Annotated in this window: 10 protein-coding genes; 5 read left to right on the forward strand and 5 right to left on the reverse strand. The window is 52.7% G+C overall.

What is annotated here, in order from left to right; all coding sequences use genetic code 11:
• Positions 1–27 precede the first annotated feature (27 nt).
• From ydiJ to ACJJI5_RS20465, 3 genes are all read left to right on the forward strand, one after another.
• On the forward strand, positions 28–3,063 hold the full coding sequence (ydiJ, locus tag ACJJI5_RS20455) for a D-2-hydroxyglutarate dehydrogenase YdiJ (RefSeq protein WP_445355067.1): 3,036 nt from the start codon (positions 28–30) through the stop codon (positions 3,061–3,063).
• A 74-nt stretch (positions 3,064–3,137) separates the two neighbouring features.
• The gene (locus ACJJI5_RS20460) at positions 3,138–3,875 is read left to right on the forward strand and encodes a tetratricopeptide repeat protein (RefSeq protein ID WP_282934256.1); all 738 of its coding nucleotides are present in this window, start codon (positions 3,138–3,140) and stop codon (positions 3,873–3,875) included.
• A 506-nt stretch (positions 3,876–4,381) separates the two neighbouring features.
• Positions 4,382–4,786, forward strand: coding sequence for a 3D domain-containing protein (locus ACJJI5_RS20465; RefSeq protein ID WP_238152122.1), 405 nt, complete (start codon positions 4,382–4,384; stop codon positions 4,784–4,786).
• 92 nt (positions 4,787–4,878) lie between these two features.
• Here ACJJI5_RS20465 and ACJJI5_RS20470 read toward each other — a convergent pair whose 3' ends face one another.
• Complete coding sequence (locus tag ACJJI5_RS20470) at positions 4,879–5,412, reverse strand: hypothetical protein (RefSeq protein ID WP_282934257.1); 534 nt, start codon at positions 5,410–5,412, stop codon at positions 4,879–4,881.
• Between the two features lie 203 nt (positions 5,413–5,615).
• On the reverse strand, positions 5,616–5,924 hold the full coding sequence (locus tag ACJJI5_RS20475) for a hypothetical protein (RefSeq protein ID WP_238152121.1): 309 nt from the start codon (positions 5,922–5,924) through the stop codon (positions 5,616–5,618).
• 149 nt (positions 5,925–6,073) lie between these two features.
• Here ACJJI5_RS20475 and trhO point away from each other — a divergent pair, with 149 nt between their 5' ends.
• Positions 6,074–7,075 (forward strand): oxygen-dependent tRNA uridine(34) hydroxylase TrhO, encoded by a 1,002-nt coding sequence (trhO, locus tag ACJJI5_RS20480; RefSeq protein ID WP_444906411.1) that lies wholly within the window; start codon positions 6,074–6,076, stop codon positions 7,073–7,075.
• A gap of 8 nt (positions 7,076–7,083) precedes the next feature.
• Here trhO and ACJJI5_RS20485 read toward each other — a convergent pair whose 3' ends face one another.
• Together ACJJI5_RS20485 and apbC are read right to left on the reverse strand one after the other, a co-directional pair.
• Complete coding sequence (locus tag ACJJI5_RS20485) at positions 7,084–7,476, reverse strand: hypothetical protein (protein WP_282934259.1); 393 nt, start codon at positions 7,474–7,476, stop codon at positions 7,084–7,086.
• A gap of 592 nt (positions 7,477–8,068) precedes the next feature.
• Positions 8,069–9,220 carry an iron-sulfur cluster carrier protein ApbC gene (gene apbC, locus ACJJI5_RS20490; RefSeq protein WP_413664391.1) on the reverse strand — a complete coding sequence of 384 codons (1,152 nt, stop codon included), beginning with the start codon at positions 9,218–9,220 and terminating at the stop codon, positions 8,069–8,071.
• Positions 9,221–9,431: 211 nt separating this feature from the next.
• Here apbC and metG point away from each other — a divergent pair, with 211 nt between their 5' ends.
• Positions 9,432–11,459 (forward strand): methionine--tRNA ligase, encoded by a 2,028-nt coding sequence (gene metG, locus ACJJI5_RS20495; protein WP_282934262.1) that lies wholly within the window; start codon positions 9,432–9,434, stop codon positions 11,457–11,459.
• Positions 11,460–11,469: 10 nt separating this feature from the next.
• On the opposite strand, the gene ACJJI5_RS20500 is transcribed toward metG, so the two are convergent.
• Complete coding sequence (locus tag ACJJI5_RS20500) at positions 11,470–12,372, reverse strand: EamA family transporter (protein ID WP_445355068.1); 903 nt, start codon at positions 12,370–12,372, stop codon at positions 11,470–11,472.
• Between the last annotated feature and the right edge of the window lie 110 nt (positions 12,373–12,482).

Raw genomic sequence — 12,482 nt, forward strand, 5'->3', positions numbered from 1 at the left:
TACCTCCCGGAAAGTACGGATTAGCTCATGATTCCAGCATTGCGCGAAGTCGACGAGGTTCAGGCGCTCTATTTGCAGTTCTTGCAGGAACTGAAGGACGCAGGTTTCCGTGGCGATACCACCCCCAGTTATGCCAGCCGCACGGTTCTGGCTACCGATAATTCGATATACCAGGTCCTCCCTCAGGCTGTTGTCTATCCCCGCGACAATCGCGACTTGCAGCTGCTCGCCGAGCTGGCTGACAGGGAGGAGTTTCACTCGGTAGTGCTATCCCCCCGTGGCGGTGGTACCGGTACAAACGGCCAGTCCCTGACCGATGGACTGGTTGTGGATATCTCCCGCCATATGAACCAGATTCTCGAAATCAATGTTGAGAAGCGCTGGGTCCGGGTACAGGCCGGTGTGGTCAAAGATCAACTGAATGCAGCACTCAAACCCCACGGCCTCTTTTTTGCTCCGGAGCTTTCCACCAGTAACCGGGCCACCATTGGCGGCATGATCAATACCGATGCCTCGGGCCAGGGTTCATGTGTCTACGGCAAAACCCGCGATCACGTGCTGGAGTTACACACTGTATTATTGGGCGGTGAGATTTGGCACTCGGCCCCGATCGACGATGAGGAGCTGGCACAAGTTAGTGTCGGGGATAAACGCTCTGCACAGGTTCACCAAGTCTGTGATTCTATCGCGCGTACAAAAGCAGAATTAATCACAGCAAAGTTTCCCAAACTCAACCGCTGCCTCACCGGCTACGACCTGGCTCATATTCGCGACGATAAAGGCTTTAACCTCAATAGTGTTCTCTGTGGCTCAGAGGGAACCCTGGGTTTTATCGCCGAGGCAAAACTCAACCTGTTGCCAATCCCCAAATGTATCGCTCTGGTCAATTTAAAGTACGACCATTTTCAAGAGGCGCTACGCGACGCCAAAGACCTGATGCTGGCCGGTCCCATGTCTATCGAGACAGTGGACAGCAAAGTGTTGCAGCTGGCGATGGAAGATATTGTCTGGCACAGCGTCAGTGAATTTTTCCCAACAGACGATCGCCCAGTCAAGGGCATTAATTTAGTCGAGTACGCCGCCGATAGTGAAGAGGAATTGGAGCAGGCACTGACCCAATTTACTGCTCATATTGATGAAGCTATTGGCCAAGCAGGTAAAAGTTTCGGTTATTCCATTGCCCGAGGCCACGCCGAGGTCAATCGAATCTGGGCCATGCGCAAACGGGCCGTGGGCTTACTGGGAAATGCCCAGGGAGAAAAACGCCCAATTCCCTTTGTCGAGGACACGGCAGTACCACCGGAAAACCTGGCGGATTTTATCGCTGAGTTCCGCGCGGTACTGGACGAAGCCAATCTCGACTACGGTATGTTTGGCCATGTCGATGCGGGCGTGCTGCACGTGCGTCCGGCAATTGATATGAAAGACCCCCAGCAAGCCGCACAAATTCGTCCGATTACCGATCAGGTGGTCGCCCTCACACAGAAATATAAAGGCCTTTTGTGGGGGGAGCATGGGAAAGGTGTCAGATCAGAGTATGCACCGGAATTTTTTGGCGAGCTCTACCCAGAGCTGCAAAAAATCAAAGCCGCCTTCGATCCTCGCAACCAACTCAATCCAGGGAAAATAGCTACCCCCAGTGATGACAGCCAGCTGCTGAAAATTGACGAGGTATCCACCCGAGGCGAGCGGGACAGACAAATTCCCGCCCAGGTCTGGGAGGGCTATGAGGAAGGTGTGCACTGCAACGGTAATGGCGCTTGCTTTAACTGGAACCCCGACGATGCCATGTGCCCTTCCTACAAGGCCACTCGCAACCGTATTCACTCTCCCAAAGGGCGCGCCTCTTTAATGCGCGAATGGCTGCGATTGCTCAGCGAAAAAAATGTTGATGCGGTCTCCAGTGCCCAGCGCCTGCGGGAACGCTCCTTTTTTGTCGGACTCCCCAAGCGCATTATCAATTCCCTGGCAAAAACCCGTGGCGAGTACGATTTCAATCACGAAGTTAACGAGGCGATGCAAGGCTGTCTGGCGTGTAAATCCTGTGTAGGGCAGTGCCCGATAAAAGTGGATGTGCCGGAGTTTCGCAGCAAATTCCTCGAACTCTACTACAGCCGCTATTTGCGTCCGCTAAAAGATTACGCCGTCGGTGGGCTGGAATTCCTGATGCCACACCTGGCCAAGCTACCTCAGTTATACAACTGGCCACTAAAACTCAAGCCAGTTTCCTTCCTGATGGAGCGCCTGTTCGGCATGGTGGACAGCCCACTGTTATCGGAAAAAACCTTGAAAGCGACTATGGCGGAGCTGGGTGTGCCTGTCGCCAGTGCCGCCTGCCTGGAGTCCTTGGGCCCGGCACAGCGCAGTCGCGCAGTGGTGATAGTGCAGGATGCTTTTACCAGTTATTTTGATGCCCAAGTGGTTGCCGACATTGTGCGCTTGCTAAAGCAGCTCGATTTTGTCCCCATGCTGGCGCCCTACCGCGCCAACGGTAAACCCCTGCATGTCCACGGTTTCCTGCGCCAGTTCCAGAGGGTCGCTGAATTAAACAGCCAGATGCTTAACGACCTCGCCGCCAGCGGTATTCCCCTTGTGGGCATCGACCCCTCAATGACCCTGACTTATCGCTCCGAGTATAAAAAGCTGATGGGCGATGAGGCACCCAAGGTCCACTTGTTACAGGAATGGCTGGCTTCCCAGCGGGAGCACCTGGAACAACAGCGCCACCGCATAGCGCCCGCCAACTTCCAGCTTCTGCCCCATTGCAGTGAACAAACCAATGCCACCGCCTCGGTGAAAGACTGGCAAAATGTTTTCACTGCCCTGGGCCTGGAACTCGCTACCGAGAGCCTCGGCTGCTGCGGTATGGCCGGTACCTATGGCCACGAAGCAGATCACAAAGAGACCTCACGAGTCATTTTCCAGCAATCCTGGGCGCCCCGATTGAACAGTGGCGAAAACCAGTTGGCCACCGGCTATTCCTGTCGTTGCCAGGCCAGTCGCTTTGCAGGCGTATCCTTGCGCCATCCGCTACAGGGGCTACTGGCACAACTGGATAAATAGGCATTTACTGACGTAAGAGGCCCATATCTCCGGGTCTCTTACCGTCCACCCAAAGTAGCCTGCGGGAAGTGCCTATGCACAAACATCTCTCAAACCTGCTCATGCTGTTTTATGCACTGCTTGGCATCGCCGTATTGCTAGCAGCAATATCCATAAGCTCAAACTCCGGGAAACAACAATTAGGGCACCATCTATCCCAGGCCCAACACTCCCTGGCATTGGTTACTGAGGCTGAAACCTACGCCCGCACGGGCAACTACGCCGACGCACTGCCACTTTACGAAAAGGCCATCTCCTCGCTGTCCGACTATCCGGATCAACAGCAGGCCCTGCGCTACCGCTACGGTATTGTGCTCAATGCATTTAGCGCCCAAGCGCGACCTGACCTCTACCCCCTTGCCCGCGCACAGTTCGAATCGGTCCTCAATTACCTGGATGAGGGCGCGGTGCTACCGCAGTCCACCGCGAGAGTGCGGTCAGCCATGGCACACACTTACCATCAGCAAGCAGCAACGGAGAAGGAGCACACTCAGCGAGCTCATCTTTTACGCTCTGCTTACCTTCTATATAAGAGTGCAATCCAAGGCCTGCGCGAACAGGCGGAATGGCAGAACCTTGCCATCACCTATTTCAACCTGGGGCAAGTCTGTGAGTGGCAGGGAAACCTGGAGGAAGCCATCATCTGGTTGGAAAAAACGGTGAAGCTGGACATGCAGCACAAGCTGCCGGACCTCCAGGAAGACAGTGACTACTTATCCGCATTGCGCAGCCAGGTGGAACCGATACTGGAAAACCCCGAAACCGCGCTGTAAGTACTGGGGATTCCCTGCACTTTTTAATGTGACGCACCGGTTTTTCCGCTAAAACCTGCTGTTTTTTGTCATATCAGCAATATATGGAGAATAAGTCACAAATAATTTATGAGGAATTTTTTACTGTTCCAGTCATGCTAAGCAATGCCCTCCACCACTCCTAGCACGACTCTTTAGAATGACATCGCTGTCACGCAATTTTTCTCTTTTGAAACCATTTACCAAGGAGCTGGGTTCTACCCGGCCATTTCCTTCTGTACAAAATATATACATTGCAATTTTATTGCTCTTTATATCTGAAAATTAAGCCATTTTTTTATTTTCTGTAAATAACCCGCCAATTCATACGGCTTTTTCTCGCTTTGCAGGAAAAAGTTGATACCTCAGGAATCGCCGGTAATATAGCCAGCGTTGATTAAATATTGATCAACGATTTCCAAACAAACTTGGAAATTTCACAAGCAGCCCTTGGCTTGTGACCATTTATGACCTGGAGGTAATGGGACATGATGAAACAGACTCTGCGAAATACTGCCTTTTTTATTGCTGCCTTGCTCGCTATCGGTGTAAGCGTTAATGCCTCAGCAGCACTTAAGAAAACCATGATTGTTGACGCAACTGCTTACAACTCTGTACCCGGACAAACTGACAGTGATCCCTGGGTAGCAGCTTGGAACAACCGCCTGCGCCCCGGTGACAAAATTATCGCCGTATCCCGTGACCTGGAAAAACACGGTCTGACTAACGGCGCCAAAGTTAAAATTGAAGGTCTGCCTGGCACCTATACCGTGCGCGACCGTATGAACAAGCGTTTTACTAACCGAATCGATGTTTGGATGGAGAAAGACATTAAGAAAGCCCGCGCCTGGGGCAAGAAAAAACTGAAGATTGTTTTTGAACCCGTAAAGTAATTAGACCTAATTTCAACAGAGCTTGTGACCCCGCCCTCCAGCGGGGTTTTTTTATTGTTAAAAGAAATTATATCTAATCCAGAAAAAAGCAATCAGGGTTCCATCTCCATTAAAAACCCTTCTAGCTCTATACAATTTGAATTTCCGATATAAAACAGGCTCGGCTGCTGGTTCTCGGTATAGCGATGTTTTAATCCATCCTCGCCAATTAATATTAAGTATTCTGATTTTACCCAGCGCTCACCCTCCCTGTATTCCGTTAGCCATAAAAGCGACGGCTGCCCCTCGTGACAGAGCCCATAAAACATGCGGGTTTTTTCCACCAGTTTCTTAGTCATGTAATCTAGATAGCGGCCGGGATAGGTATAGCGATCAGCCTCAATACCAATTTTCTCTGGGTTTATCCCCATATCGGCGCGGCCAACTCTCTGTATATAAATTGCCAGGTTCTCGTCGCAATCGAGACAATGGCGCCCGGCAACAATGGCATAGCCACTCAATTCGGAGATAAGTCGGGCTTCTTTCAGGTCAGTGGTGAGCAGCTGTCGATTGGAAAGGCGGATGCTCTCTGCGGATACCAGTGGACTTAATACAGTCACCAGCAGAATAAGGTAGCGCAGGTTCATGGGGAGGGTAACCGCAGGTTAGGTAGTACCGCCGGAGACCTGGATTCCACCATTGTCTCGCGGCGGCACTGTGATTGGGTGTGCTGTTACACAGTCGCGATTCCCTTCTCACATTAACCTTAGCAGTTTGAACAAATGTCAGCCGACTTTTGCCACAACTCCCGCTGGGAATTGCCAGTCAGCCGATTCATTCTGAAGAGGGCTTACCAGCTGCCATCGGCTTCCTGAACTGGCCCAACAAAGGTAGCGATCCCCTCCTCTTTAAGAGCATCGAGCGCTTCATCCAGCGCTTCCCGCTCAGTCTCAAACGCGTCTTCCCAAACGGTTGAGTTGTTGTGTTCATCGACGATTTCAAGCAGCCAGCCGCCCTCACCATCTTCATAAATATCGATCTGGACGGAAACCTCGCCCTCCCGATAGATCTGGCTCAACTCCGATTCTTTCGGTGCAAACTCTTCGCCCATGGGATTCGCCTCGCTGTGACCTTGAAATTTCGGCCAGAACTTTGACAACTTGCGGCCCGACGGTCAACTACAAATCCCTTTTCTTGCAGGTGCGGACCGCCTGCTTACTGTACGACAAGCTCCTTTTTTTGCGATAAAATGCGCGGCGATTTTTTCTGCTCCGGATTTGCGATCCGGCCCGCAACTGAGGAAGTACCATGAACCATTTTGTTGTCTGTGCACTGTATAAGTTCGTTACCCTTGAGAACTTTGAAACGCTTCGCGCCCCACTGCTGGAGGTGATGCAAGAAAACAGTGTTCGCGGCACCCTGCTGTTGGCCCAAGAGGGCATCAATGGCACTGTAGCCGGCTCCCGCGAAGGTATCGACGCGGTATTAGCCCATTTGAAGTCAGACGAGCGCCTCGCCAACCTGGACTACAAAGAGTCCATCACCCAGGCAATGCCCTTCCTGCGCAGCAAAGTGAAGCTAAAGAAAGAAATTGTCACCATGGGTGTAGAGGGCATTGATCCACTGCGCACCGTCGGCACCTATGTCAAACCCAAAGACTGGAATGCCCTGATCAGCGACCCAGAGGTTGTTGTCGTGGACACCCGCAATGACTATGAATTCCAGGTCGGTACTTTCAAGAATTCCATCAACCCGGAAACTGAGACTTTCCGCGAGTTCCCGCAGTACGTAAAAGAGAATATGGACCCGGCCAAGCACAAGAAGGTCGCCATGTTCTGCACCGGCGGTATCCGCTGCGAGAAGTCCACAGCCTATATGAAAGAGCAGGGCTTTGAAGAGGTATATCACCTCCACGGCGGTATTTTGAAATACCTGGAAGAAGTCCCAGCAGAAGAATCCCTGTGGGAAGGCGAGTGCTTTGTTTTCGATGAGCGGGTGACAGTCAACCACAACCTGGAACGCGGCAAATATGATCAATGCAATGCATGCCGCATGCCCATCACTGAGGAAGACCAGCAATCTCCCCTGTTCGAGCAGGGTGTAAGCTGCCCGCACTGCCACGACAAGGTGCCTGAAGCCGACCGAGCCCGTTTCCGCGAGCGCGAAAAGCAAATTCAGCTAGCCAAACAGCGCGGTGAAGTACACATTGGCCAGGACGCCCGCGCGCAAACCGTCTCCCGCCGCGAGCAAAAGAGGGAGGAGCGCCGCCGCCAGGCTGAAGCCCAACAGGCGCGCAACCAGCAGGCCTAACTCCTCCCCTAGAGAGCAAGAGGCTGAGGTACGACCTTTATCTGGGCTAGCCAGGCCTCTGCCTCGGCCTCCACAACGAACTCCCTAGAACTGAGCCTGCACAGGCAGGAGCCATGGCTGGGCAGCGGACAGGTCCAGCGCCCTCGCGGATGTAACACCGCGATAAATGCCCGTCGCAGTACAGGGTTCTCAGCAATAAAGTGAATAAATTTCTGGTGTTCCTCCAGTGTGGTTTTGCTGCGCGCATAACGCAGGTCGAGTAGTACACGTAGGGGTTTTCGGTGGCGATACTTTTCCACCAGTAGTGCAATGGCTTCTATTTTGTCCTTATACCCCACCGGACCAAAAAAAAGCACACGCGCTATTCCACCCGCCGGCCGATAGCTAATATGAAAATTCATTGATAACAGCACCCGTGCGCTTGTCTTTTTTATTTTTATCGACTACAGCTTCCGCAATGCCTCTTTTTATTGTCTTACCTGTATTGAAAACGCGAAATAAGGCAGACTTTTTTCTCGTACACTCCTGATATTTACTTCTATCTCAACGGCAATCCAACATCCGTATAAAGGGTTTGACGTTTGTCGGCGAAAATACTGCACCTGTAAACCCGTTTTAATACCCTCAGCCCCAACTACATTTAATAAGCGACAAAAAACCAGCAAATACTGCCACCTAAAAATCATAAGCGGTCTATATCGCAAAAAAATATCGGCTTTATGATTTTTAAAACAATAAGTAACTAGTACGATCAAAATACCCCTGTTTTTTACCAGGTAATTCTGTGAAATATTTTGAAACTTCTAATTTACCCAGGGCGCGACAGAAGTGGGCTATCGCTAAAAGGAAATCTGTACCATAAAACAAGGAACAAACTAGTACGGCTTACTTCAATGAGGGACACCGGGCTGCATCAATATAGAAATATTGGAGCCCGGTAAAAACAGAAAAACAAAGAAAATTATTTCTTTGTGATCAATATCGCGAATGGGTTCAACTTATTTCGATTTCCGGCATATCGCTGTCATCACTGCTGTTTAACCAGATCTGGGCGGCAGCCTTGCGGGCAATTTCGCAATAAAAACCAGCAATTTCACTATCTGGATCGGAAATAACACTGGGCTGTCCGCTATCCACATCGGCGCGGATTTTCTGTGCCAGCGGAAGCTCTCCCAGTAAATGGGTATCGTACTCTGCAGCGATTCGCTCACCGCCACCGGTACCGAAAATTGGCTCGCTGTGACCACACTTGGAACAAGTATGCAGCGCCATATTTTCCACAATACCCAGCACAGGTACCGATACCTTGCGGAACATCTCCACGCCCTTAATGGCATCTTTTAGTGCCAGGTCTTGAGGGGTAGTTACAATTACCGCACCGGCCAAGGTAGTTTTCTGTGCCAGCGTCAATTGAATATCCCCAGTACCCGGGGGCATATCCACAACCAGGTAATCAAGCCCATCCCGACTTTCCCCCCACAGGGTTTGACTGAGAATCTGGTTGAGCGCGCCGCTGGCCATAGGCCCGCGCCATACCGCTGGGGTCTCCTCGGTCATCAGGTACCCCAGAGACATTGTCTCTATTCCGTGAGCCTCTACCGGCACAAAAAATTTCTGTTCTTTCACATGCGGGCGCTGGTCTTCAGTTCCCAGCATGGTGGGCAGGCTCGGGCCGTAGATATCAGCATCCAATAAGCCAACCCGGGCACCTTCCGCCGCCAGGGCCAGGGCCAGATTGACCGCAGTTGTGGACTTGCCAACCCCGCCTTTGCCCGACGCCACGGCAACAATATTTTTTACCTTCGCCAGAGTTTCCGGCGCCCCGGAAGTCGGCGTAGCGGGAATATCGCTGAACAGCTCAAACTGCAACTTAGAGCCTTTGAGGGGCCCGGCTTTCAACAGCGGCTGACAGCTTTCCTCTACTCTCTGGTGCCAGTCTGCCTCCTGGCTCGCACACGGATATCCCAGGGTAATCCCTGCGAAAACAGTTTCGTCCTCATACCCAACTTCAATTTCTGCGTCCAAATCATCCAGCGGCAAGCCACTGGCAGGATCATGCAACTGGCCGAGGCACTCCGCCAGTCGCTCCAGTTCAGCCTGAACTTCCTGTGACAGCTCGTCATGATCGTGATGATGATCGCTCACGGTATCTCCCTCTCAGCGCTTCTAGATTGGCTCGCATTGTGTCGGATGACGCGGCCTAACACCAGCCACGGCAGCCAAACAAGGATTCACATAAGCCAGCTTGATCCCTCCACGACATAGTGCAAATCTGCTATATTCCGCGGTCTTTTGACGATCTTCGGCCCACTCTCCGTGAGTCCCTGGCCGCAACCCCACAGCGATGGAAAAACCGATGTCCGATACGCGCAACATTCTCGTCACCAGCGCACTGCCCTATGCCAATGGCTCCCTACATCTGGGCCATGTGCTCGAATATATCCAAACCGATATTTGGGCCCGCTTCCAGCGTGCGCGCGGTAATAACTGCCTGTATATCTGTGCCGACGATGCTCACGGCACTGCAATTATGCTGAAGGCTGAACAACTGGGCCTGACCCCGGAACAGCATATCGCCAATATGCAGGCAGAACACGAGCGCGACTTCGCCGACTTCCTAATTGGTGTGGACAACTACCACTCCACCCATTCAGAGGAAAACCGCGAGCTGTCGGCAATGATCTACCGCCGCCTCAGCGAAAACGGCCACATCGCATCGCGCACTATTACCCAGGCTTTCGATCCAGAGAAACAGCTTTTCCTGGCGGATCGCTATATCAAGGGAACCTGCCCCCGCTGCAGCACGCCCGACCAGTATGGTGATAACTGTGAAGCCTGTGGCGCCACCTACAGCCCTACCGAACTGATCGATCCGGTATCAGCAATCTCCGGCGCCACTCCGATAGAAAAGGAGTCAGAGCACTTCTTCTTTACCCTGCCCGCATTCACCGAATACCTGCGCGAGTGGACCCGCTCCGGTACCCTCCAGGATGAAGTAGCCAACAAGCTGGCCGAATGGCTGGAAGAGGGCCTGCAAGAGTGGGATATTTCCCGCGACGCCCCTTACTTCGGTTTCGAAATTCCCGATGCGCCGGGCAAATATTTCTACGTGTGGCTCGACGCTCCCATTGGCTATATGGCCAGTCTCAAAAACTACTGCGACAGCAAAGGGCTGGACTGGCAGGAGTACTGGAAAAAAGACAGCGACGCCGAGGTCTACCATTTTATCGGCAAGGATATCGTCAACTTCCACGCACTCTTTTGGCCAGCCATGCTGGACTCAGCGGACTTCCGCACCCCCAACAAAGTTTGCGTACACGGCTTCCTTACCGTAAACGGCAAGAAGATGTCCAAGTCCCGCGGCACCTTTATCAATGCCCGCAACTACCTGGATCACTTGAGCCCTGAGTATTTGCGCTACTACTTCGCCGCCAAACTGACCGGTGGCGTCGATGACCTGGATCTGAACCTGGACGATTTTATCGCCAAGGTGAACTCTGACCTGGTGGGTAAAGTAGTCAATATCGCCTCTCGCACCGCCAAGTTTGTCAGCAAGTCCGGTGGCAAGCTGGCCGGCGAACTGGCCGACGAACAATTGTGGAACCAATTTGTAGAGGCGGCTCCACGAATTGCTGAGTATTACGAGCAGCGAGAATACGCCCGCGCCATGCGCGACATTATGGCTCTGGCCGACGCCGCCAATGCCTGGATCGCCGACAAGGCTCCCTGGTCCCTGGCCAAGCAGGAGGGCACCGAAGCTGAGGTTCTGGCTATTTGCTCCCAGGGTGTGAATATGTTCCGCGCTCTGATCACCTGGCTCGCCCCGGTATTACCCAACACTGCACAAAAAGCGGCGGAGTTCCTCAACAGTGAGCTGGATTGGAACAGCGCAACCAAACCGCTGACAGATCACGAAATCAAGAAGTTCAAGCCGCTGCTGCAACGGGTGGAGAAAACCCAGGTAGATGCAGTTATGGATGCGGCTGCGGAATCCCTGGCCCAGCTACAAGCGGAAACCAAAGCTGCTACCGGCCCTCTGGCGGAGGACCCCATTGCTGAGGAAATCCAGTTTGATGACTTCGCCAAAGTAGACTTGAGGATAGCCCTGATCGCCAAAGCTGAGCATGTTGAAGGCGCCGGTAAACTGCTGCGCTTAACCCTGGACCTGGGCGGCGAAACCCGCCAGGTATTTGCCGGTATTAAAAGCGCCTACGCCCCTGAAGACCTGGAAGGTAAGCACACCGTTATGGTCGCTAACCTGGCGCCGCGTAAAATGCGCTTTGGTGTCAGTGAGGGTATGGTTCTGGCAGCAGGTCCCGGAGGTAAGGACCTGTGGATACTGGAGCCCCACGAGGGCGCCAAACCCGGTATGCGCGTAATGTAATTTCCCTGCGCTAACGCAGGGAAACTGCAATCAAGCCGGCACACACCAGCCCCACTCCCAGCAGCTGGGGCCTGTGTGCCGGCTCCTTGAGTAACCAGACCGCCAAACCCACGCCCAGGGGAATACTCAACTGCCTTAGGGCGACTACATAACTCACATTTTCAGTCATTGTCATCGCCAGCAGTACCAGGCCGTAAGTCGCTCCCATCATGGCACCGGTCAGAGCCCCAACCTTCAAATCCCGAAAACTTTGGATCAATGGCGCAGTGCCACTCTGACCCAAACACCCCAGAAGCAGCCATACGCCACAGGCGAGAAACTGCATCCCCAAATAGCTGTAAGCCAGAACAAGCGCAGGCATAGTGCCTCCCGCAGCATCCCCCAGGTAAATCAGCGCCCCTTTATCCGCCAGTGAATAGCCCACAGTGCCAATGGCTGCTACCAGCGCCCAGGCGCAGTCCGCGCGCCAATAAGCTCTCCAGTGCCACTCGCGGAAATACACCAGCGGTACCAGCAGGCAGCCAATTGTCACCAACAGCATTCCCACCCAGGCGAGTGGAGGCAACGATTGCCCCAACAATACCGTTGCCAGTGCAACCAGCAATACCGGCAATGCTCGAGCAACGGGATAGACCAATCCCATATTGGCTCGCTGGTAGGCGAGGGATAAGCCCCCCATATAAATCATTTGAAAAAAACCACTACCGATAAGGAGGATCCAAAAACCTCGCGGGAGTGAATCAACCTGATATAGCAACCAAAAATTTAGCGGTAAAAGAAAAATTCCAACACTGAGAGTCGCGATACAAAAAAAGGCGGGAGTTGGTGTGCGGGACTTCCCCAGTAAATTCCAACCCGCGTGTAGAAATGCAGAAATTAAAACAAGACTGGCAGCGGTAAACGATATTCCCATAGAGGCCCTCTTCAATTGCGACAGAAAGGCCCCGACAAACCAACCGTAGCCACGAATATGCGCAGTTAAGGCCGCTGGCCAGCAAAGTTTTGCATTCCCTCTTTACTGCC

Source organism: Microbulbifer maximicatervae (SeqCode), assembly GCF_052467955.1.